Origin of the sequence: Nocardia otitidiscaviarum (assembly GCF_007362295.1) — a bacterium.
Classification (GTDB): domain Bacteria; phylum Actinomycetota; class Actinomycetes; order Mycobacteriales; family Mycobacteriaceae; genus Nocardia; species Nocardia otitidiscaviarum.
On record NZ_CP041695.1, the window covers coordinates 4,614,247 to 4,637,284 of the forward strand.

A 23,038-nucleotide genomic window follows, 5' to 3' on the forward strand; every position below is an offset into this window, starting at 1 on the left:
GTCGAGTTCGAGGACGCCGCCGGGGAACTCGCCGATCCAGGTCCGTTTCGCCATCCCGCGCCCCTCCGTCTGGTGGTTGTCCACGCCCGGCGGCGGGACGACCGCACCGCCACCGAGCGCTTGGACCGCACGCTAGGAACTCCCAGCGGAACTGGTCCATGTCTATGCTCGAGAATGCTCATATCGGCTGTTCGGCAACACAGCGGGCGGTATGAGGGGATCATGGAGCAAGTACGAGCATGAATCCGCTTGCACCGATTTGGGGGTCGAACCATGCGATTACGATTTCTCGGCAAAGGTGGTACCGAAGGTGGCGGGTGCCCCTCGTTGTATGCGACGGACAGGGGCACCTACGTCGTTCAAGGTTGGCGGACCGGCACACCGGGCACGATCGAGATCCCCCATCTGCTGCTGGGCTTCGCGCTGCCGGGCACGTTCATCGGGGCGACCATGACCGATACGGGTCGCGGGACCTTCGTACTGTCCGGCACATCGGTCACCGATCTGGAAGCGTTGCGACAGCAGGCCGAGCGGGAAGCCTTTCACCTCGAAGTGCGGGATGACTACTACCCGGCGGACTATCCACCACTGGTCCGGTTCCTCGCCGACGAGCCCGACGACTACGGATGGTTCCAGCCATGGTTGAGCCACGTCCGGGAGACTGTCCGTCGCGGAGTGGCCGTCCATCGAGCGCGGGTGGTCACGGTGCCGCACAACGATTACACCCGATACGCGAAACACGTTGCCCGCCTCAATGTCGAAGCAGGCGAGGACGTTCGCTACCTGTCTCGGCATCTGATCGCCCCCACCGAGCTGACCACGGACGATTGGTGGTTATTCGATGACTCGGTCGTGGCGTTCACGGTATTCGAACCTGGTACGAACGGACGCTGGGTCGGTGGGGCCGTGACCACCGACCCTCGCATCGTCTCCTACATGCGAGGTGTCAAGGAACGGGTCTGGTCACTGGCTGTTCCCCTGTCGGAGTACATCGACGCGTGACCGGTTCGCTGGAACAGGCAAAGGAAGCGCTCGGGGCTCGGCTCCGGGAGCTTCGCCAGGATGCCGGTATCACCGGCACCGAACTCGCCCGCCGGGCCGGATGGCATCAGACCAAGGTCTCGAAGATCGAGTACGGCAAAACCAAGCCCGCGGACGAAGATATCCGAGTGTGGTGCGCGCACACCGGGTCCGAGGCTCAGATACCGGACCTGATCGCCACCCTGCGGAACATCGAAGCCGCGTGGGTCGAGTGGAGACGCGTTCTCGGCACCGGAACCAAACGCAGACAGCAGGTTTCGATCAGACTGGAAGCCGAGACCGAAATCCTTCGGGTCTTTCATCCGTTCCTGGTCCCGGGCCTGCTTCAGACGGCGGAGTATGCCGAGGCGGTGCTGCGGAGTGTTGTCGAGTTTCAGCAGACACCCGACGACATCGACGAAGGTGTCTCCAAACGGATGGAACGCCAGCAGATCCTGTACCGCCGCAACCACAGGTTCCACTTCGTCATCGCAGAGCAAGCACTACACACCACGGTGGGCACCGATCAGACCATGATCGGCCAGCTCGATCGGTTGTCCGCCGTGCTCGGCATGCCGAGGGTCGCGCTCGGGATCATCCCCGCCGAGTCGCCGTATCGGGTGTCGATGACGAACTTCGCCATGTTCGACCAGGCGCGGGTCATGATCGAAACCGTGACAGCCGAGCTGACCGTCACCCAGCCCCGGGAGATAGCCCAGTACGGCCGGGCATTCGATGTGCTGGCCGGGCAGGCGGTGACAGGCCCGGCCGCCCGAGCCCTGATACGGCGCGCTCTCGCGACTCGGACCGGGCGCGGCAAGCCCCGGTCACCCGAGTAACCCCAGTAGGCGCAGGTCGCTGACGTATTTCTCGATCAGCTCCCGCGTCAGGTGTGGGATATCGGCGTCCGGGCCCAGTTTCGCCTGCTGTACGGCGGCACGGAAGTGCTTGGCGGGGAGGGCGGCTCCGCGCAGGGGTGGGGTGGGGTGGCGGTAGGCGTGCAGGAGGGGGAGCAGGGAGTGTTGGCGTTGGGGTTCGGGTAGGGCGCGCACGGCCGTTTCGAAGCGGGTGAACCAGTCGGCGTAGTCGTCGATGCGGTCGATGGGGTGGCCGGAGTCGATGAGCCAGTCGATGAAGGTGTCCAGGGACAGGCCGTCGTCGTGTGGGTTGAGGACGTCGTAGGTGTCGAAGCCGCTGGTGGCCTGGGCGCCCAGGGTGGTGACGGCCGCGGCGGTGAAATCGGCGGGGAGGCCGTCGTAGTGGGCGCGGTGGCGCTCACCGTGCGCGTCATGGAAGGAGCCGGGCGCCAGGCCGGTGGCGAGGACGCTCAGCAGCAGGCGGGTGAACATATCGGGCACGTTGAGCTGTCCGGCGTAGTGGCTGTGGGCCAGGATCATGTCGGAGCGGAAGACCGCCACCGGGAGCCCGAAACGGTCGTGGGCGGCGCGGAGCAGCACCTCCCCGGCCCATTTGCTGTTGCCGTAGCCGTTGGCGTAACCGTCGTCGAGGCGGCGTACCGGACTGATCTCACGGATGTCGCCGTCCTCGGTGAACGTCTCCGGGTCGATACCGGCGGATACCGCCACGGTGGACAGGTAGGTGACCGGCTTCAGCCTCGCGGTCAGGGCCAGGCGGATGACCTCGGCGGTGCCGACGACATTGGGGCCGAACAGCTGGGCGTAGGGCAGGACGTGGTTGACCAGGGCGGCCGGATGGACGATCACGTCGACGGATTCGGCGAGGTCGCGCCAGTCCTGTTCGCTCAGGCCGAGATTCGGTTCGCCGATATCGCCCGCCAGGACGCGCAGCCGCCGCCCGGCGAGGTCGCGGTAGTGGGCTTCCAGCTCCGGATCGCCGGTGGCGAACACCGCGTCGAGACGGCGGCGCGCGGCGTCGGCGTCGCTGCCGCGGACCAGGCAGATCAGGGTGCCGCCCGAAACGTCCAGGCGCTGTAGCCATTCGAGGGCGAGGAAGCGGCCGAGATAGCCGTTGGCGCCGGTCAGCAGGACCGTGCGCGGCGGGTCCGTCGGGGCCGACAGGCGCGTGGCCGCGGCCAGCGTGCCGGGATCGAGGAATGCCTCCAGCGTGAGATCGTCGGCGCGCAGCAGTCCGTCGTCGCCGTGCACGGTGGCGGCGGTCGGCCGGGTGCCGGAATCACGTTCGGCCACCAGGTATTCGGCGATCCGCGTCAGATCCGTGGCCGGGCCGACGATGACACCGACCGGCACCTCCACGCCGAAGATGTCCCGCAGCAGGGTCGAGAACGACAGCGCGGACAGGGAATCGCCGCCCAGATCCGCGAAGTGGGCGTCGGGCGACACCTCCCCGGCGGCCAGGTCGAGCACGGCACCGGCCGCACGGGTCACGGTCTCGAGGACCGGGCGTTCGTGCGCGCCGCGCCGCAGCGTGGTCAGCTCGTCCTCGCGCTGCTGTGCCAGTTCGGTGTACAGCCGCTCCAATTGCTCGCCGTAGTGCTCTTTGAGCTTGGGCCGCAGCAGTTTTCCGATACCCGACAGCAAACCGTTGTCGATGGTGAAGGGCTCGGATTCGATGAGCACCTCGCGCGGGATCTCGTACGGCTGCAAGCCGGATTCCTTGGCGATGCGGTGCAGCGACTCCCCCACCTCCGCACGCGCCCGGGCGGGCGGCAGCGCCAGCACCTCGTCCGTCGGCACCACCACGGCCAGCAGGTACGCGCGTTCGCTCGAGCCGTACACGAAGATCTGCCGGATCAGCGGACTCGTCGCGTACACGGCCTCCAGGGCGGCCACGGTGACGAACTCGCCCTGCGACAGCTTCAGCACATTGTTGCGGCGGTCCACGTACACCAGCTGATCCGGGCCGAGTTCGGCCACCACGTCACCGGTGCGGTAGAAGCCGTCCGCGTCGAACATCTCGGCGGTGATCTCCGGGCGCTTGTAGTAGCCCGGGAACATGCTTTCGGTCTTCAGCAGCAATTCCCCACGGGGGTGGGGCTTGTCGGTGCGGAAGTAGCCCAGTTCGGGGACGTCGACGAGCCGGTAGTCGAGTACGGGAGGCCGCTTGATGCGGTTGTCCAGCAGCACGCTGCCACCCGCCTCGGTGGAGCCGTAGCCATCGTGCAGCTCATCGTCCAGCAACGATTCCATGAAGGTCTTCATCTCGGCGGCCAGCGGCGCACTCCCCGACAGCGCCGTGAGGTAGCGCCCACCCAGCACTCGTTCCCGCAGTTCCGCTTTCACGTCGGTGGCGGTGGTCTCGACATCGTCGCCCGCGAGCACCCGCCGGTCCAACTCGCTCTGATAGCGCTGGTGGAGCAGCTCGCACACGCGCGGCACCAGAAACAGTTCGGTAGGCCGCGCCAGACCGAAATCGTCCAGGAGGGTGGACATATCGCTGGCGGCGGCGAAATAGGCCGTGCCGCCGCGCATCAGCGTGCCGTAGAGGGACATCCGGCCCGCGACATGGCTGAGCGGCATGTAGTTCATGGTGAGGGCAGGTACTCGAATGTCGTTCGCCGACAACCACAAACCGGCCGCGAGCCGGTCGGTGTACATGGCGCCTTTGGGAGCGCCGGTGCTGCCGGAGGTGTAGATGAGCAGGGCGAGCCGTTCACGGTCGGACGGAATGCACAGGGGTGCGGGGAGACTCGCCCCGCGGTCGACGGCATCGGCCACGGTGGCGACCCGGCAGCCCACCTCGGCCAGCCGCTCGCGCGCCGAGTCGACGGCCGACCGGTGCGCCTCGAGCTCGGGCCGGTAGTCGAAGACGAGTACCCGGCGCGGCGCGAATCCGCCGAGGACGGCTTCGACCGCGGCCGGGAGCGTTTCGGCACTGGTCGCCAGCATCCGCGGCTCGGTCTCGGCCATGATCGACCGCCACTGGGCCACCGAGGCGCTGGCCTGGAGCGGCACCGCCACCGCGCCCAGCCGGACCAGCGCCAGATCCACCACCGTGTAGTCCGGGCTGGTGAAGCCCAGCGTGCATACGAAATCACCTGCGCGGACCGGGGATTCGGCATCGGCACCCCATTCGGCCGCGACCGCGCCGGCTCGTCGCCACAGTTCGCGATAGGTCATGGTCGAGTATTCGGGCAGCAGCCGCACCGCCCCGTCGACGAGCTCCGACCGCCGCCACGCCAGGGCCGCCCGGTCCCCGTACCCCGACATCACCGCGTCGACGATCCTCGCGAGTCGCACCTCCACCCGACGCACCGACTCGCTCACGGCGGCATCCGCCACCGCCTCGCGCACCTGATCATCGGCCAGTGCGTCCGCGATTCGCCGTTCACGCCGTTCGGCGCGTGCATCATCGAGCATGACCAACCTCCTGCACAATTGCCGGATTCAGTACATCCGCACGTGGCGGACGGGACATGTCACAATTAACTTAGCTTTAGTAACTATCTCAGCGTCCGCCTTACGCCCGCCGCTGTCAAGAACCATCGGGTAACAACGTGGCCGCACGGCGCGCTCCCCGACAGTGGACACCGGATGCGATGGTCGGCCGCTCGTCCCCGATACCGGCGACATTCCCCACCCGGCAGGTCCACGCGACGCCACCGCGGCACGACACGCAGTGACGATCCTCACTGTCGGCAAACCGGCTCATCGCCACCGGGCAGGCGCGACGGCATGGATCGTCGTGTGGATCAGCCGAGTTCGGCGAGCAGGGTGGCCACGAGTTGGTCCGGGGTGCCGGACGTGGTGTAGCCCGCCGCATAGCGGTGACCGCCGCCGCCGAGGGTGGTGGCGATGCGGGCGACGTCGACGCCCGGGGTGCCGTCGGGGCGGGCGTGCGAGCGCAGCGAGACCGTCCAGAGGTCGGGGGTGGTGCGGGATTCCTTGAAGACGGCGGCGATGTCGGCCTCGGCGGTGGTGCGGACGATATCGACCACGCTCTCCACCTCCTCCGAGCGGACACCCGCGGTGTCGTCGCGCCGGACGAAGGCGTAGACCAGGCCCGCGCCACCGGCGGCCGCGGGCTCCAGGCGGGCGGAGCCGAGGACCTTGGAGAGCATGGGCAGCCAGGCGAAGGGATGGGTGTCCATCAGGGTGCGGGTGATGGCGGCGCCGTCGATACCGGTGGCCAGCAGACGTTCGGCGAGGGTGTGCGAGCCGGGGCGCGGCCATTTGAAGGAACCGGTATCGGTGACCAGTCCCGCGAAGAGACAGTGCGCGATGGGGCGATCGATGGATTCGCCCCAGGCATCCAGCACCCGAACCACTAAACCCGCTGTGGATTCCGCGGATTCGTCGATGACATTGACGGTGCCGAAGCGGGTGTTGGAGCGGTGGTGATCGAGTACCAGGCTCACCCGGGCACCGGCGAGGCGGTCGCGCAACGTTCCCAGGCGCCCCACGCTGCCGCAGTCCACGGCCACCAGCACATCGACCTCGGCGGGCACCCGATCCGGCGGCACCAGGAGTTCGATACCGGGCAGCGAGCGCATGGAGACCGGCACCTCCGCCGGTTCCGCGAAGGACACCCGCACCGGCACCCCGCGCCGGTGCAATACCTGCGCCAGCGCCAGTCCGCTGCCGATGGTGTCGGCATCGGGTTGGACGTGGCAGAGCACCGTGACCGATCGCGCGGTGTCCAGCACGTCGACGGCGGCGGACAGATCGACCGGACTGCTCGGTTCTTCGGCGCCGATCCCGGCCACCACGGGTGCGACACCCGAATCGTTCATCACAGGGGAGGGATCGGCGCTCGTGGCGGTGCTGTTATCGGCGTCCACGGCCTCACTCACGACGGCTCCATTCCCGCCCGATAGCGGACCGGTCGGTAATACTCATTACCGGGGTAGTACCCACCGGCCCGCGCCGTCACCCGTCTCAGTCCTCGGCGTCGTCGTCGCGGTCGGACTTGTACGGATCAGCGTCACCCGCGTGCTTGGCTCCCGCCGCCACCTGCGCCACCTGGGCGTCGGCGGCGCGGGCGCGGGCGAGCAGCTCCTCCATCTCCCGCGCCGCGTTCGGCACGGTGTCGAGGGCGAAGGACAGGATGGGGGTGAACTTCACCCCGGTGCCCGCACCCACCTTGGAACGCAGAATGCCCTTGGCCTTCTCCAGTCCGGCCGCCGCTTCCGCGTAATCCGGTTCGGTGTCCAGGGTTTCCCCCATCACCGTGTAGTAGACGGTGGCCTCGCGTAGATCTCCGGTCACCTTGGTATCGGTGACGGTCACGAAACGCAGCCGCGGATCCTTGATCTCGTATTCGATGGCAGTAGCCACGATCGTGGAGATCCGCTTCGCGAGTCGGCGTGCCCTGGCCTGATCAACCATGGGACGTCCCTCCTAACTCGTCTTTCAGTCTTCGGGTCCGAAGACGCGGCGGCGTACCGACAGCAACTCTAACTCCGGTCGGTACGCGACGTGCCGTTCACACTTGTCCAACACTTCGGTCAGATGATTCATGCCGTAGCTGGCTATCGCCACGCCGAGCAGCGAACGCCGGTACAGATCGTGTTCCCCGCCCTCGGTGACACTCACGCCGAACCGTTTCAGATCGGCGATGATCGGGCGGATGACGGAGCGCTTCTCTTTCAGTGAACGCACGTCACCGAGCAAGATATCGAATTCCAGCGCTCCGAAAAACAGCTTTTCAGTCATATGAACGCGCCCCGGGAAATGCGCGTGAGTTACCCGGTCGGGGATAGTAGAACCCGTCGCTCATCGCGGCGGGAGCACCGTCCCGCCGGACCCGGTGGGCCCGGCGGGACGCTGGTGTCACTCGCCTAGTCGCGCGGCTTCTCCCGCAGCTCGTAGGCCTCGATGATGTCGCCTTCCTTGATGTCGTTGAAGGTGACGGTCATACCGCATTCGAAGCCCTCGCGGACCTCCATGGCGTCGTCCTTCTCGCGTCGCAGCGAGGCGATGGTCATGGTCTCGGCGACCACGACATTGTCGCGGAGCAGGCGCGCCTTGGCATTGCGCTTGACCGAACCCGACAGCACCATGCAACCGGCGATATTGCCGAACTTGGAGGAGCGGAAGATCTGGCGGATCTCCGCCCGACCCAGCTCGACCTCTTCGTAGATCGGCTTGAGCATGCCCTTGAGGGCCTTCTCGATCTCGTCGATGGCCTGGTAGATGACCGAGTAGTACCGGACGTCCACACCTTCGCGGTTGGCCAGCGCGGTCGCCTTGCCGTCGGCGCGCACATTGAACGCGATGATGATCGCGTCCGAGGCCGAGGCCAGGTTGACGTTGGTCTCGGTGACACCACCGACACCGCGGTCGATGACCCGCAGCCGCACCTCGTCGCCGACGTCGATACCGAGCAGCGCCTCCTCGAGGGCCTCGACGGTACCGGAGTTGTCGCCCTTGAGGATCAGGTTCAGCTCCGAGGTCTCCTTCAGAGCGGCATCCAGATCTTCCAGGGAGATGCGCTTGCGGCTGCGCGCGGCCAGGGCGTTGCGCTTGCGCGCATTGCGCCGGTCCGCGATCTGGCGCGCGATGCGATCCTCCTCGACGACCAGCAGGTTGTCACCCGCTCCGGGCACCGACGTGAAGCCGATGACCTGGACCGGACGCGACGGCAGCGCCTCGCTGACATCCTCGCCGTGCTCGTCCACCATGCGGCGCACGCGGCCGTAGGCGTCACCGGCGACGATGGAGTCGCCGACGCGCAGCGTGCCGCGCTGCACCAGCACCGTGGCGACCGGACCGCGACCGCGGTCGAGGTGCGCCTCGATGGCCACGCCCTGGGCGTCCATATCCGGGTTCGCCCGCAGGTCGAGCGCCGCGTCGGCGGTCAGCACGACCGCCTCCAGCAGCGATTCGATATTGGTGCCCTGCTTGGCGGAGATGTCGACGAACATGGTCTCGCCGCCGTACTCCTCGGCCACCAGACCGTATTCGGTCAGCTGCTGGCGAATCTTCTGCGGATTCGCGCCTTCCTTGTCGATCTTGTTGACCGCCACCACGATCGGCACGTCCGCGGCCTGCGCGTGGTTGATGGCCTCCACCGTCTGCGGCATGACGCCGTCGTCGGCGGCGACCACCAGGATCGCGATATCGGTCGCCTTCGCACCGCGGGCACGCATGGCGGTGAACGCCTCGTGACCCGGGGTGTCGATGAAGGTGATGAGCCGGTCGGCGTCGTTGACGTGCGAGAGCACCTGGTAGGCGCCGATGTGCTGGGTGATGCCGCCGGCCTCGCCCTCGCGGACGTTGGCCTTGCGGATGGTGTCCAGCAGTCGGGTCTTACCGTGGTCGACGTGACCCATGACGGTCACCACCGGCGGACGGACCTGCAGGTCCTCCTCGTCGCCCTCGTCCTCGCCGTAGGTGAGGTCGAAGCTCTCCAGCAGCTCGCGGTCCTCGTCCTCGGGCGAGACCACGTGCACCACGTAGTTCATCTCCGCGCCCAGCAGCTCGAGGGTCTCCTCGCTCACCGACTGGGTGGCGGTGACCATCTCACCGAGGTTGAACAGCGCCTGCACCAGCGAGGCCGGGTTGGCGTTGATCTTCTCCGCGAAGTCCGAGAGGGACGCGCCGCGGGCGAGGCGGATGACCTCACCGTTGCCGCGCGGCAGCCGCACGCCGCCGACGGCGGGCGCCTGCATCGACTCGTACTCGGCGCGCTTCGCCCGCTTCGACTTGCGACCACGACGCGGAGCCCCACCGGGACGACCGAAGGCACCGGCCGCGCCACCGCGACCACCGGCACCGGGACGGCCACCGCCGCCACCACCGGGACGACCGCGGAAACCACCCGCGGCGCCACCGCCGGCACCGGCACCCGGGGCACCCGTGCCACCGCCACCGCCACCGCGGTACGGACCACCGGCACCGGCCGGACGACCGCCGCCACCCGGGCCACCGCCCGGACGGCCGGGACGACCCGCGCCGCCACCGGGGCCGGGACGCTGGGCGCGCTGGGGCATGGCACCCGGGTTGGGCCGCGGCGGCATCGAGCCGGGGCTCGGCCGCGGGCCGCCCGGACGGGGGCCGCCCTGCGCGGCGGCCGGACGCGGACCACCCTGACCCGGAGCCGGACGCTGACCGCCCTGCGGACCCGGCTTCGGACCACCCGGACGCGGGCCGCCCGGGCTCGGGGCACCCGACTGCTGACCCGGACGCGGGCCGCCCGGGGTCGGACGCGGACCGGCCGGAGCCGACGGGGTCGCGCCGGACGCGGCGGCCGGGGTCTCCCGCGGTTCGGGCTTGGCGGCGGGACCGGGCTTGGCGGCCGGTCCCGGCTTCACGCTGGGCGCCTCGGTGCGCGCGGCCGGGGCGGTCTGCTCCGGCGCGGGCTTGGGCGCGGGGGTCTGCGCCGGGCTCGGCGCACTGGGACGGGGGCCGGGACGCGGTCCTCCGGCGGCCGGGGCGGCCGGCTTGGCGGCCGGACGCGGGGCCTGGGACTGACCGGGCTTGCCGCCGCCCTTGCCGGCGTTGCCGTTCGCGGGGGCGTTCTTCGACGCGAACGACTCGCGCAGGCGGCGCGCGACGGGGGCCTCCACCGTCGATGACGCCGACTTCACGAACTCGCCCTGCTCCTTGAGCGTTGCGAGTAGTTCCTTGCTCGTGACACCGAGTTCTTTCGCCAACTCGTGCACGCGGGCCTTGCCTGCCACTGCTCTCCTCACTGAGAGGTCGAGCGTGGCACCCATCCGTCGTTAGGTGATGGGGAACCCGCACGACCTCCGGTTATTTCCGATGGCCGATCATCGCTGGGACTTCACGGTGTGCTCATGAGTGCTCGTGCCTGTTCTCTACGTACTGCTCCAGGGCTGAGATATCCAGATTTCCGGACACTCGTAGTGCTCTGCCGAATGCTCGGCGCCGAACTGCCGTGCTCAGACAGGCCGAAAGGGGGTGCAACCAGGCACCCCGTCCGGGAAGTCTGCGCCGCGGATCGGGAACGACCGCAGCCGAATGCTCTCCATCCACATCCTGCGCCACGACCCGCAACAGATCGGCGGCCAGCTCGCGTTTCCGGCACCCCACACATGTCCGCACGGGTGCCGGTCGTTGATCCCGGACCCGCGCGGAGTGCGAAGTAGCCGAAGACTCGCGCTGAGCCTGCGTCAACTCTACCTCCACCGTGTCCCGATCTCCGCATCCGTCCTTCTCGGAAGTTACCAACATGTCATCCGGAAGGTCTGTTCCGCGAATCTCCGTGCTGGTGAGAGCCTATTCGCGGGTCGTTGTGATCACCCCCGGTGATGCGCCTCCGTACGGGGGGCGCCCGCCACATCCGGGGCGGCGTCACTGCGGATGTCGATACGCCAGCCGGTCAGACGGGCGGCCAGGCGGGCGTTCTGCCCCTCCTTGCCGATCGCCAGCGACAGCTGGAAGTCCGGCACCACCACGCGGGCGGCACGGGCATCGGGGTCGACGATCGTGACGGAGACAACCTTCGACGGCGACAGCGCATTCCCGACGAACGCGGCCGGATCGTCGGCGTAGTCGATGATGTCGATCTTCTCCCCCGCCAGCTCGCTCATCACATTGCGCACGCGCTGACCCATCGGGCCGATGCACGCGCCCTTGGCGTTGACGCCGGGCACGGTCGAGCGCACCGCGATCTTGGAGCGGTGTCCGGCCTCGCGGGCCACCGCCACGATCTCGACCGAGCCGTCGGCGATCTCGGGCACCTCGAGAGCGAACAGGCGGCGAACCAGATTCGGGTGGGTCCGCGAGAGGGTGATCTGCGGGCCGCGGGGGCCACGGGAGACGCCGACCACGTAGCACTTGATGCGGTCGCCGTGCTCGTAGGTCTCCCCGGGCACCTGCTCGGCGGGCGGGATGAGCCCCTCCGCGCCGTGCGCCTCGCTGCCGATCCGCACCACCACGGTGCCGCGGGCGTTCATCCGGGCGTCGCGCTGCACGACGCCGCCGACGATATCGCCCTCGTGCGTGGAGAACTCACCGAAGGACTTCTCGTTCTCGGCGTCGCGCAACCGCTGCAGCACGACCTGGCGGGCGGTGGTGGCGGCGATGCGGCCGAAGCCCTCGGGGGTGTCGTCCCATTCGGAGACGACATTGCCGTCGGCGTCCAGCTCGCGCGCCATCACTCGCACCACGCCGGTCTTGGGGTTGATGTCGATGCGGGCGTTGGGCTGGTGGCCCTCGGTGTGGCGGTAGGCGGTGAGCAGCGCGGACTCGATCGCGGAGATCACCGTCTCCATCGAGATTCCCTTGTCGGCGACAATCGCGCGCAGGGCTTCGATTTCGATGTTCATTCCACGATCCCTTCGGTCGGTGAAGCGGACGCTGCCACTGCTGCCTCTGCTGTTGTGTCTTCGGATACTTCGGATACCTCCTGGGCACCTGGCCGGGGCCGGCCCGGTGCGACTCCCCCCGCCAACTCCAGCTCGGCCGCACCCGGTGGGTTGAACTCCACCTGCACGACGGCCCGCTCGATATCGGCCAGCGGCACCGTCACCCGGTGCGGATTCCGTTTACCGCCCAGCACCAGGGCCACGTCGGTGTCGGTGACTGCCCCGACGCGGGCCTCGAACTTCGGCTTGCCCTCCGGTGATTCGGTGCCGGGGCGCATTGTGACGGCGACTTTTCGACCCCGGGCCCGCCGCCAGTGCCGGAGCGCGGTGAGGGGGCGGTCGATGCCGGGGGTGGTGACCTCCAGGAGATAGGGGGTTTCTCCGAAGTCACCGGCCTCGTCGAGCAGCGCCGAGAGATCCGAACTCAGCTCCGCCACGGCGTCCAGGTCGGTGGTGCCGTCGCTGTCGACGATCACCGTGACCTTCGCCTGCTCTTTTCCCGCAGCCGCGATCACGACGCCTTCGAGGTCGAATCCTCGGCGTTCGACGAGCCCAGCAACTAGCTGGCTCACCCTTTCCTCGGTCGGCATCGGCATGTGGGGCGGCTCCTGGTTCAGTTGTGGCGGGTTGAGTTGTCGGTATCGATACAGGTGGGGCCGGTATCGATAGGGTCGAGCGGTGTCGGCGGGCAGCCACGGCGAAATACCCTGCCAAAGGTCTAGCGTAACGCGCTGAAAGAGTGTAAAGGACCAGCCAACGGCCCCGGCTTTCGCCTTGTCGCACCGGCCGCACCGTCGGCGTGTCCAGTGCGACTCCGCGCGGACGCGCCCGGTGGTGGCCGATATCGATCGAGATCACAGCCTATCCGAGGGGACTGGGGGCGCGGGTCCGCTCGGCGGACTGGCACCATGGTTGCGTGCCCAGCAGCCTCCGCCGTCATGCGGCCGATCTCACGGTCCACGCCGACCGCTCGACACCGTGTCCCAGCTCACCGTCGTTCACCCTGGACCGTCGCGGCCTGCTGCGGTTGGCCGGTGGCGGCGCGCTCGCGGTCACCGCCGTGGGCGCGGTCGCGGGCTGCGCCCAGGAGACCCCGGCCGCACCCGATCCGCTTGTGGCCCAGGAAACCTCGGCCCGCGCCGACGCGGTGGCCGCCACCGCCGCCATCGCGGCGCTGCCCGAACGGGCCGCGGCACTGCGCACCGTCGCGGATCAGCGCACCGCGCACGCCGAAGCGCTGCGCACCGAGATCGACCGTGTCATAGGCGTTTACGGAGACGGCACCACGCCCGCGCACCGCACGCCGCCGGTCACCCCCACCGCCCCGGTGACGCCGCCCGCGCTCACCGAACTGCGCACCGCCCTCACCGATTCCCAGCGCTCCGCGGCCGAGTTGGCGGCCACGCTGTCCGGGTACCGCGCCGCCCTGCTCGCCTCCATCAGCGCCGCCTGCGCCACCCACGCGGGGGTTCTGCTCGCATGACCACCGCCGACCAGCAGGCGCTCACCGCCGCGTTGAGCGCCGAATACGCGGCCGTCTACGCCTATGGCGTCATCGCCGCCTACGCCAATCCGGAACGGCTCCAAGTGGTTTCGGAGTTCACCGCCGCCCACCGCGCCCGCCGCGACGCCACCGCCGACCTGTTGAAGTCGCTCGGCGCGCCGGTCCCCGCCCCGGATGCCGCTTACACCGCCCCCTTCCCGGTCGACGATCCGATTCCGGCAGCGAATCTCGCCGTGGCCGTCGAATCCGATGCCGCCGCGGCCTGGCGTTCGGTGGTGGAACGTGCCGCCTCCCCCGACCTTCGCCGCACCGGTATCGAAGCGCTCACCGAGACGGCGATGCGACTGGCGACCTGGCAGACGATTCTGGGCACCGATCCGGCCACGGTCGCCTTCCCGGGTCAGTAGGCGTTCGGCTCCGGGCGGGGCATCACCTCGGTGACATGGCCGATGCGCCACATCGTCCGCCGCGGGACCGGACCTGCCGGAGTACTGGGTGCGCCGCGGCCCGGCCGATCATCAGGAGCACTCGGTGGAATTTCCGAACGAAGCTCGCGCCGTGTTCAGGCGGTGAACACCTGTGTGTTGCTGGATGTTTCACCGGAACGGGTAGACAGCTTCGGGACGTGTCGGTGGGTGATCCGGCTGGCGCGCGGATGATCTGGTGCGAGGCTGAGGAGATAGCCGGTGACGGTCGAAACCCCCCGAGATACCGCCCGCGAGGAGAAGGCGCTGGCGCAGGTACGGGAGCGGCTGGTGGATGCGTACGGGCGGGCGCATTCGGTGGAGCGCGTCGAGTCGGCGGTGGGGGAGGCGAGAAAACGGTTCGAGGGGCGCAAGATTCGGGAGTTCGTGCCGATTCTGGTGGAGCGGATCGTGCGGAGCGAGCTGGAACCCGCGCACCAGGTGGATGCCGCGGAGTTGGTCGCCGCCGATCCCGACGCGGCGGTGGAGGGTGGAGACCGGGCCGCGGACGACGGGAGCAGCGCCGCGAACGATCGGGGCGTGGTCGCCGCCGGTACGCCTGCCGCCGGTGCGCCGAGACATGCGCGGACCGAGGCGGGGGCGGCCGGTGTCGGCGGAGCCACGGGCGCGCTGCGGCGGGTCGCGCAGCGGCTGCGCGCCGTGAACGTGCGCGACAAGCGCGTACTGGCGGCAGCGGCGGTCGCGGTGGTGGCGGTGGCCGCTGTCGCGGTGGCGGTCGGGGGTGGCGGGTCGGAATCCGGGCCGGTGACGGCCGCTCCGGCGACGCTCACCACGGTGCGCGGTGTGATCGGGTCGGAGAAGGCGGCGTTCTTCGGTGATGCCCGCGTGATCGAGACGCTGGCGGGGCACGGGCTGACGGTGGAGGTGGATCCGGCGGGGTCGCGGCAGATCGCCACCTCGGTGGACCTGGCGGACTACGACTTCGCGTTCCCGTCGAGTTCCGTAGCGGCGGAACGTATTCAGCGACAGGTGGGGGTGAGCGCGAAGTACACGCCGTTCTCCTCGCCCATGATCGTGGCGACCTTCCGGCCGATCGTGGATCTGCTCACGGCGGCGGGTGTGGTGCGGCCCGGTCCGACGCCGGTGCTGGATATGGCGAAGTACCTGGAACTGGTCGAGCGGGGGACGCAGTGGGACCAGCTGCCGGGCAATACCGCCTATCCGGTGCGCAAGCACATGCTGATCTCCACCACCGATCCGCGCACCTCCAACTCCGCCGCCATGTATCTGGCGGTGGCATCCCATGTGGCGAACGAGCATTCGGTGGTGCGCGGCGCCGCCGCCGAGGAGCACGCGCTCTCCCGGGTGGCCCGGTTGTTCACCCGGCAGGGCTACACCGAGAACAGCAGTGAGGGGCCGTTCCGGGAGTACCTGTCGACCGGGATGGGAACCACGCCGCTGGTGTGGGCGTACGAGGCCCAGTACGTCGAGGCGGCGGTGCACGGGGAGCTGAAGCCGGACATGGTCATGCTGTACCCGTCGCCGACGGTGATGTCGCATCACACGGTGGTGCCGCTCAGCGACAGCGGCGACCGGCTCGGTGAATTGCTTTCCACCGACCCGGAATTGCAGCGACTGGCCGCCGAATACGGCTTCCGCACCGGCGACGCCGAACTGTTCACCGACGTGGCCGAGCGCAATCGGGTGCCCGTCACCGCGGATCTCATCGATGTGGCAGACCTGCCGAGTTACGAGACGCTGGAGCGCCTGCTCGACGGGGTCGCCCAGTCGTACAACTGAGTCGCGTCGCCGAGCCCGGCCATGACTCGCCGGGTTCGGCCGCACATGCGGAATTCGCCTGATCATTGAGCATCCGAGGTATCGCGCCGGGCGGCGTCGATACCGGGCGTGACACGCGCGAGCGGGGCACCGGTCGGGAGCGCGTCTGGACCGATCGATCTTTCCGAGGTAGATTCGGGTCATTCGTACAGGGCAGTCGTACAGGACGAATGCTCGACATGGCCGCCGGTGCGGTTCCCGAGAGGTGTAGTACATGGTTTCACCAGCGGCGATGCGCGGACATGAGGTGCGTGAGCGGCTGCGGCGGACAGCGGTCACGCTCATCCCCGAACGGGGTTGGTCCGCGGTCAGCACCCGGGTGCTGGCCGAACGCGCCGGAGTGAACCCGAGCGTCGTGCACTATCACTACTCATCGCTCCAGGCGCTGCTGACCGACGCCGTGACCCAGGAGCTGCGGGCGGCCACCGCCCGGATGGGGGATCTGCTCGACAGCGTCACCACCCCCACCGAAGCCGTGGACGCCCTGCTGGCGATCACGGCCACCTACACCGGCGACAATCCGGCCACCCTGCTCTTCACCGAGACCGCCCTGGCCGCCACCCGGGACGCGACGCTGCGCGCGGCCGTCGCGGCGGTGCTGGACGAATTCGTGGCCCGGCTCGGCGACTGGTTCGCCACACACGGCGTCACCGACCCACACCGCGGCGCGGCAGCGGTCATGGCCGCTGTCGACGGGCTGGTCATCCATCGCGCACTGCGGCTGCGCCACACCGAGGATTCGATCGCCGCCGTGCTGTACCGGCTCGTGGAACCGCCCCGCTCCCCCGCGCCCTCGCCCCGGCGTGACGACACATCGAATCCGCAGGCGGAATAGCAATCCGGTGTTCCGCCGAGGCATCGCGGCGGCACACCGCTCATCGACCATCGCGATGCCGACGGCCGCCGCGCCGTCCGACGGAAGGAGTATCCCGTGGATATCGTGAAGAACATCGGCCCGCCGACCGGACTGAAGCGCTGGTTCTTCCGGCTGCCGATCCACTTCTACCACTGGCATCTCGGCTGGATCTTCGGCGGCCGGATGATGTTGCTGCATCACATCGGCCGCAAGAGCGGCAAACCCCGCGAGGTAGTGCTTGAGGTCGTGCATCACGACCCGGCGGACGGCAGCTACATCGTGGCGTCCGGCTGGGGCCCCACCGCCGCCTGGTACCGCAATCTCCAGAAGACCCCGGAGGTCACCATCCAGGTCGGTCGCCGCACCATCCCGGTTACGGCCGAATTCGTGCCGCAGCAGGACGGTGCGGAGGTGTTCGCGCGCTACGCCGTCGAACACCGCCGCGCGGCGGAGAAGCTGCTCCCCCGCCTGATGGGCTACAAGGTCGACGGCTCACAGGCCGATTTCCGCGCCGTCGGCGAGCGCATCCCCTTCGTGCGGTTCGTACCGCGCACCTGAGCCCCCGGACGCCACGCGCCGAGACCCGCATGCCACGCGCTCGAAGCGGCATCGATGGAGCGGGTGGGTCGGCACAGCGAGCCGGTCCGACCGACCCGCTGTGCCGTCCGGGCCGCCGGCGGGGACCCGGGGGGCTTCGGTTCGCTCAGCCGCGCGCCTTGGCGAGTACGGCCCGCACCGCGTCCTCGGCGGGGATCTCGTCGCCGGTGCCCGCGAAGCGGTCGCGCAGTTCCACCTTGCCGTCGGCCCAGCCGCGGCCGACCACCAGCACCAGCGGCATGCCGAGCAGTTCGGCGTCCTTGAACTTCACGCCCGGGGAGGCGGTGCGGTCGTCGAGCAGCACCTCCAGCCCGGCCGCGTTCAGTTCCGCCGCGACCTGTTCGGCTCCGGCCCGAGCGCCGGCGTCCTTGTTGGCGATGACGACGTGCACGTCGAAGGGGGCGATCTCGCCCGGCCAGCGCAGGCCCTTGTCGTCGTGCATCTGCTCGGCGACCACGGCCACCATGCGAGAGACGCCGACGCCGTAGGAGCCCATGGTGAGGCGCACCGGCTTGCCGTTCTCGCCGAGCACGTCGACGTCGAAGGCGTCGGTGTACTTCTGGCCGAGCTGGAAGATGTGGCCGATCTCGATACCGCGCGCGGCCTCGAGGACGCCGCGGCCGTCGGGTGAGGGGTCGCCGTCGCGCACCTCGGCGGCCTCGATGGTGCCGTCCGGGGTGAAGTCGCGCCCGGCGACCAGGCCGACGTAGTGCTTGCCGGACTCGTCGGCGCCGGTGATCCAGGCACTGCCGCTCACCACGCGCGGATCGACCAGGTAGCGAATGCCGTTGGCCAGCAGCGCCTTCGGGCCGATGTAACCCTTCACCAGGAACGGGTTGGCCTTGAAGTCGGCGTCGTCGAGCATCTCCACCTCGGCCGGTTCGACCGCGGCTTCCAGGCGCTTGTCGTCGACCTCGCGGTCGCCGGGGATGCCGACACCGAGGATCTCGGTCTTGCCGTCCGGGTAGCGCAGCTTGACCATGACGTTCTTGAGGGTGTCGGCCGCGGTCACCGGGCGGCCCAGCCGCTCGGCGATCCCGGCGGCATTGGCCCAGTCGACCAGCGTCGCGATGGTGGGGGTGTCCGGGGTGTCGTGCACGACGGCCTCGGCCTGGCCTTCGATGGGGATCTCCGGCGGCGCGGGGGTGACCACCGCCTCCACGTTCGCGGCGTAGCCGGAGGCGCGGCAGATGACGTAGGTGTCCTCGCCGACGGGGCTGTCGGCCAGAAACTCCTCGGAGGCCGACCCGCCCATGGCGCCGGAGGTGGCGGCCACGATCACGTACTTGACGCCGAGCCGGTCGAAGATGCGCTGGTACGCCTCGCGATGGGCGTTGTAGCTGTTCTTCAGCCCGTCCTCGTCCAGGTCGAAGGAGTACGAGTCCTTCATGATGAACTCGCGCCCGCGCAGGATGCCCGCGCGCGGACGGCCTTCGTCGCGGTACTTGGTCTGGATCTGGTACAGCGTGACGGGCAGATCCTTGTAGGAGTTGTACTCGCCCTTCACGGTGAGCGCGAACAGCTCCTCGTGGGTGGGTCCGAGCAGGTAGTCCTGCCCCTTGCGGTCCTTGAGCCGGAACAGGGCGTCGCCGTATTCGGTCCAGCGATTGGTGGCCTCGTACGGTTCGCGCGGCAGCAGCGCCGGCAGTGAGATCTCCTGGGCGCCGATGGCGTCCATTTCCTCCCGGACCACGTTCTCGACCTTGCGCAGCACGCGCAGGCCGAGCGGCAGCCACGAGTAGACACCGGGCGCGATGCGCCGCACGTATCCGGCACGCACCAGCAGTTTGTGGCTGGGCACCTCGGCGTCGGCGGGGTCGTCGCGCAGCGTGCGCAGGAACAGGTGGGAGAGGCGGGTGATCACGGCTCCACAGCGTAGCCGCTGCGCAGGGGAACTCCGTAAGGGATTACCGTGTTCGCTCGTGCTGGTGCTGCTGCCTCCCTCCGAAACCAAGTCCGATGGCGGATCGGGCGGTCCGCTGGACCTGGACGCCCTGTCGTTGCCGCAGCTCACGAAGGTGCGCGACCGGCTCTGCACCGAGTTGACGGCGCTGGCGGCCGACCCCGACACCGCCCGCGCCGCGCTGGGCCTGGGCAAGGGGGCTGACGCCGAGATCGCGCGCAATGCGGCGCTGCGCTCCTCCCCCACCCGGCCCGCGTTGGACCGCTACACCGGGGTGCTCTACGACGCGTTCGACGCCGCCTCCTTCACCAAGGCGCAGCGGGCCAAGGCGCAGGCGCGGGTCGGCATCGGCTCGGCGCTGTTCGGGGTGGTGCGCGCGGGCGATCCGATTCCGGCGTATCGGCTCTCGGGTGGTTCCAAGCTGCCCGGCCTGCCGACCCTGCAGTCGGTGTGGAAGGAGGTGCTGCCGCAGGCGCTGCGCGACGAGACCGAGGGTGAGCTCGTGGTGGATCTGCGCTCGGGCACCTATCAGCAGTTGGGCCGGGTGCCGGGTGCGGTGACGGCCACCGTGCTCACCGAGCGGCCGGACGGGTCGCGAACCGTGGTGAGCCACTTCAACAAACACCACAAGGGACTGCTGGCCCGCGCCCTGGTGCTGACCCGCGCCGAGCCCACGGACGTGCGGGGACTGGCGCGGGTGGCGGAGAAGGCCGGACTGCGCGTCGAGATCGCCTCGCCCACCGAACTGCTCGTCATCACCTGACGCGGCGGGAATCCGCGAGCCGGACGTCGGTCAGCGCTGTATACCCCGCTAGACCAGTTTCTCGAAGTCCTTGCGGCACGGGTATTTTCACGCACCCCAGGGCAGCCTGACGCCGATACAGCGACTGCTCGGCGACATCACCGCGACACCGCCGGCGGAGCTGCCGCGCATCACCGCGCCGATTTCGGTCCGGACCGCGCGCGGGAGCAATACCGCCGCACAGATCGAGCAACCGGCGTGCGCGGCCGCCCGGAATGCCCCGTCGTCAGCGCCAGCCGCTTCCCAAAACCGCGAGGTCCGACTTTTCTTGGGATACAACGGATGTGAGACAGGTTCCTCCTGTCCCGGGAAGGGCGCGGACGGTGAGCGATATCGATACCAGCGGTGGCGACGACGACATCGAGGGCGAGGACGTGGTGGCGGTCTGGCCGCATCCCAGTCCCCTCGACGCGTGGTGGAATACGGTGATGAACCGTGGCCCTACCGCGAGTTCGGGTGGCCGGGCAGGACACAGACGGCATCCAGTCCCAGCACGTGATTGAGCCGCCCGAACGCCAGCCATGAGCCGATGCACATGCTGAGCTCCACGATCTCGGCCTGCGTGTAGTGCCGGGTCATCCGGGCCCAGAACTCGTCGTCGAGATTGTGATGGTCGAGGGCGTAGCGTTCGGCGTACTCGGCCGCCATGCGGGTGCGCTCGTCGAAGGACGAGGTGGTGCGCCATGCGGTGACCGCGGCGTCGAAACCGTCCTCGACCTTCTGCCCGTCGCGTTCGGTGCGCCAGTCCTGACAGAACAGACAGCCGTTGAGCTGGGCGATGCGCAGCCGGGCGGCCTCGAACTCACGCAGCCCCAGGGTGGTGTGCTCATAGACGGCCAGGGAGAACCGGGAGGCGGCCAGGCCGATGCCGGGCACCATCTCACCCCACACGTAGCCGATCGGATCCTTGCCCGCGGGAATGTCGATGATCATGAGCGTGCCTTTCCGAGAATGCCGACGCCCGCGCGCAGCGGGACGTCGAGGGCGTCGTAGAGTCCGGGTTCGGCGGCAGCCAGCCAGTCGATGGCCCCGACCAATCTGCCCACGGCCGTGGCGTTTCCGCCCGCGGAGCGATTGCCGCCCTCGTCGGTGGCCTCGACGCTCACCTCGATCCGGGGACGGCCCTCGAGGATGACGCGGTGCGCGCCGTCGCCGGTGGGCGGGGTGGGCCAGTCGGGGGCGCAACCGCCGTGGATGCGGGTGACGTGTTCGATGACGATGCGGGGTTCGCCGCCGACGATGCCCTGCACCTCGAAACGCACGGCACCCTGTGTGCCCGCGTCGAATTCGCCCATGAGTTCGGTGCCGACGGTCTCGTCCAGGGCGCGGCGTTCCACGGTCTCCCGGATCTCGTCGAGTTCCGCGCCGAGTCCGCGCGCCATGAGTCGAATCTGCCCGCCCCACACCATGGTCGGGACGCCCGCCGCGAGCATGGGCGGTTCGTAGTCCATGGGCTGCCCCATGCCGACCAGGTAGCGCACCGAATCGGGCTGGTCGTAGGTGCTGTAGTCGAAGATCTCCTGGCAGCGCACCACCTCCACGGTGCTGGCGAGCCCGGTCATGAGCAGGGGCAGCACGTCGTTGCCCCAGCCCGGATCGATGCCGGAGACGAACAGCGAACCACCGCCCGCCGCAATCGCTTCCAGCACCTGCTCACGCAGATCGGCCGGGGCGCTGCGATGGTCGTAGAAGGCGTAGAGCGCGGGCGTGACGACCACGGCTCCGGCGCGCAGGGCGCGCACGATATCGGTGAATGCCTCGAAGGGGCGGATATCCCCGGACGCGGCGTAGACGATGGCGCGGGGGCCGTCCGCCAGCGCGGCGTCGATGTCGTCGGTGGCCGCGACGCCCAGTTCGGTGTCGAGCCCGGCCAGGTCACCGGCGTCCCGGCCGACCTTCTTCGGGTCGTGCACGAGGACGCCGGTGAGTTCGAGCGCTGGATGCGCGGCGACGGCGCGGATGGCTGCCCGGCCGACATTGCCGGTTCCCCAGACCAGGGTGGCGATCATGCCGGGAGGGTAGCAACCGCTCGGTACCGCCCGAGGCTATTTCGAGAACACGTTACAGTTTTGCCAGCCGGTCGTGCAGCACCGCCGCCCAGTCGGTGTGGTCGAGAGCGCCGTAGTCGACGTGGATCACATCGAACACATCGCGACCCTCGCTGATCCAGCCGCCCTTCTTGTCCGCCTCGAGCACCACGTCCATACCGTCGTGCCGGGCCACGAAGGTGACCTCGAGCTGGTTCAGTCGCGGATAGTTGTGCGAGCGGCCGAATTCGATCTCCTGATAGAAGGGCAGCTGCTGCTGGATGCCGCGCAGGCGACCGGCCTCGACGTCGGCGCGATGCAGCGGAAAGCCGAACTGCTCCAGGGTGGCGAGAATGACATGCTGGGCGGGCAGCGCGCCGATGCCGAGCGGATCGCGGTCGCCCGGGTCCACCGCACCGCTGACCTCGACCACGGTGCGAACGAAGACCTCCATACCGGGCAGATGCCGACCGTTGTAGAAGGTGATCGGGGTTTCCATCGGAGTGTGCAGCGCGAACGGGAATTCGTAGGGCGCGTTCGCCGCCAGGGTGAACGGCCCGTGCACGTCGGCGGACCAGAAGGACCGGTAGGCGTCGTATTCCTCGTCGGCGTGCTCGATCTCGACCCGGGTCACCAGTTCCACCGCGACGCGGTTGATCTCCTGTTCGACACTCCCCCCGCGCAGGCGAACGACACCGTGCACCGTCCCGCCGGGTTGCACTCCGGGCGTGTGCAATTCGGTCTCGACCTCGGCCCCACCGACTCCGACGGCTGCCAGCAACTTCTTGAACATGGGCCACAGTCTTACCGGCAACCCTTGTCGATCGCTTAACAAGTGCTCTAGCCTGCTGCG

The 23,038-nt window shown here is 69.0% G+C and carries 20 protein-coding genes; 8 read left to right on the forward strand and 12 right to left on the reverse strand.

The features are described from left to right. Positions 1–249 precede the first annotated feature (249 nt). Both FOH10_RS20620 and FOH10_RS20625 read left to right on the forward strand, forming a co-directional pair. Complete coding sequence (locus FOH10_RS20620; protein WP_244961302.1) at positions 250–1,002, forward strand: DUF6879 family protein; 753 nt, start codon at positions 250–252, stop codon at positions 1,000–1,002. After that, positions 999–1,859 (forward strand): helix-turn-helix domain-containing protein, encoded by an 861-nt coding sequence (locus FOH10_RS20625; RefSeq protein WP_143981975.1) that lies wholly within the window; start codon positions 999–1,001, stop codon positions 1,857–1,859. Before FOH10_RS20620 ends, FOH10_RS20625 begins: the two co-directional genes overlap by 4 nt. On the opposite strand, the gene car is transcribed toward FOH10_RS20625, so the two are convergent. The 8 genes from car to rimP form a co-directional block, all read right to left on the reverse strand. Continuing rightward, entirely contained in the window at positions 1,848–5,318 is a 3,471-nt protein-coding gene (car, locus tag FOH10_RS20630) for a carboxylic acid reductase (protein WP_143981976.1), read from the reverse strand. The two genes, FOH10_RS20625 and car, sit on opposite strands and share 12 nt — an antisense overlap. A gap of 332 nt (positions 5,319–5,650) precedes the next feature. Further along, entirely contained in the window at positions 5,651–6,691 is a 1,041-nt protein-coding gene (locus tag FOH10_RS20635) for a DHH family phosphoesterase (protein ID WP_051037542.1), read from the reverse strand. Between the two features lie 145 nt (positions 6,692–6,836). After that, complete coding sequence (rbfA, locus tag FOH10_RS20640; protein ID WP_039815975.1) at positions 6,837–7,286, reverse strand: 30S ribosome-binding factor RbfA; 450 nt, start codon at positions 7,284–7,286, stop codon at positions 6,837–6,839. Between the two features lie 24 nt (positions 7,287–7,310). Then, on the reverse strand, positions 7,311–7,601 hold the full coding sequence (locus tag FOH10_RS20645) for a DUF503 domain-containing protein (RefSeq protein WP_029928021.1): 291 nt from the start codon (positions 7,599–7,601) through the stop codon (positions 7,311–7,313). A 137-nt stretch (positions 7,602–7,738) separates the two neighbouring features. Next, a complete protein-coding gene (gene infB, locus FOH10_RS20650; protein ID WP_143981977.1) occupies positions 7,739–10,582 on the reverse strand; it encodes a translation initiation factor IF-2 in 2,844 nt (947 codons plus the stop codon). A gap of 115 nt (positions 10,583–10,697) precedes the next feature. Further along, positions 10,698–11,039: a YlxR family protein gene (locus FOH10_RS20655; RefSeq protein ID WP_370450420.1), complete on the reverse strand. Its 342-nt coding sequence runs from the start codon at positions 11,037–11,039 to the stop codon at positions 10,698–10,700. Between the two features lie 122 nt (positions 11,040–11,161). After that, positions 11,162–12,193 carry a transcription termination factor NusA gene (gene nusA, locus FOH10_RS20660; RefSeq protein WP_029929831.1) on the reverse strand — a complete coding sequence of 344 codons (1,032 nt, stop codon included), beginning with the start codon at positions 12,191–12,193 and terminating at the stop codon, positions 11,162–11,164. After that, entirely contained in the window at positions 12,190–12,828 is a 639-nt protein-coding gene (gene rimP, locus FOH10_RS20665; RefSeq protein ID WP_143981978.1) for a ribosome maturation factor RimP, read from the reverse strand. The genes nusA and rimP overlap by 4 nt, the downstream gene beginning before the upstream one ends. Before the next feature lie 320 nt (positions 12,829–13,148). Between rimP and FOH10_RS20670 the strand changes: the two genes are divergently transcribed. The 5 genes from FOH10_RS20670 (at position 13,149) to FOH10_RS20690 (ending at position 17,414) form a co-directional block, all read left to right on the forward strand. Further along, positions 13,149–13,715, forward strand: a complete 567-nt coding sequence (locus FOH10_RS20670; protein ID WP_244961303.1) for a hypothetical protein — start codon at positions 13,149–13,151, stop codon at positions 13,713–13,715. Next, positions 13,712–14,143 (forward strand): ferritin-like domain-containing protein, encoded by a 432-nt coding sequence (locus FOH10_RS20675; RefSeq protein ID WP_143981979.1) that lies wholly within the window; start codon positions 13,712–13,714, stop codon positions 14,141–14,143. The genes FOH10_RS20670 and FOH10_RS20675 overlap by 4 nt, the downstream gene beginning before the upstream one ends. 279 nt (positions 14,144–14,422) lie before the next feature. After that, complete coding sequence (locus FOH10_RS20680; protein WP_221937850.1) at positions 14,423–15,961, forward strand: three-helix bundle dimerization domain-containing protein; 1,539 nt, start codon at positions 14,423–14,425, stop codon at positions 15,959–15,961. A gap of 253 nt (positions 15,962–16,214) precedes the next feature. Next, entirely contained in the window at positions 16,215–16,835 is a 621-nt protein-coding gene (locus tag FOH10_RS20685; RefSeq protein ID WP_143981980.1) for a TetR/AcrR family transcriptional regulator, read from the forward strand. A gap of 96 nt (positions 16,836–16,931) precedes the next feature. Further along, the gene (locus FOH10_RS20690) at positions 16,932–17,414 is read left to right on the forward strand and encodes a nitroreductase family deazaflavin-dependent oxidoreductase (protein WP_143981981.1); all 483 of its coding nucleotides are present in this window, start codon (positions 16,932–16,934) and stop codon (positions 17,412–17,414) included. A 145-nt stretch (positions 17,415–17,559) separates the two neighbouring features. Here the strand turns inward: FOH10_RS20690 and FOH10_RS20695 are convergent, their stop codons facing one another. After that, entirely contained in the window at positions 17,560–19,317 is a 1,758-nt protein-coding gene (locus FOH10_RS20695; RefSeq protein WP_143981982.1) for a proline--tRNA ligase, read from the reverse strand. 58 nt (positions 19,318–19,375) lie between these two features. On the opposite strand from FOH10_RS20695, the gene yaaA reads away from it, so the two are divergent. Continuing rightward, the gene (yaaA, locus tag FOH10_RS20700; RefSeq protein WP_143981983.1) at positions 19,376–20,119 is read left to right on the forward strand and encodes a peroxide stress protein YaaA; all 744 of its coding nucleotides are present in this window, start codon (positions 19,376–19,378) and stop codon (positions 20,117–20,119) included. Between the two features lie 480 nt (positions 20,120–20,599). Here yaaA and FOH10_RS20705 read toward each other — a convergent pair whose 3' ends face one another. From FOH10_RS20705 to FOH10_RS20715, 3 genes are read right to left on the reverse strand one after another with little or no spacing between them, the layout of a single operon-like run. After that, on the reverse strand, positions 20,600–21,091 hold the full coding sequence (locus FOH10_RS20705) for a carboxymuconolactone decarboxylase family protein (RefSeq protein WP_143981984.1): 492 nt from the start codon (positions 21,089–21,091) through the stop codon (positions 20,600–20,602). Next, a complete protein-coding gene (locus FOH10_RS20710) occupies positions 21,088–22,167 on the reverse strand; it encodes an NAD(P)H-dependent amine dehydrogenase family protein (RefSeq protein WP_143981985.1) in 1,080 nt (359 codons plus the stop codon). Before FOH10_RS20710 ends, FOH10_RS20705 begins: the two co-directional genes overlap by 4 nt. A gap of 52 nt (positions 22,168–22,219) precedes the next feature. Beyond that, positions 22,220–22,978, reverse strand: coding sequence for a sporulation protein (locus tag FOH10_RS20715; protein WP_143981986.1), 759 nt, complete (start codon positions 22,976–22,978; stop codon positions 22,220–22,222). Positions 22,979–23,038 lie beyond the last annotated feature (60 nt).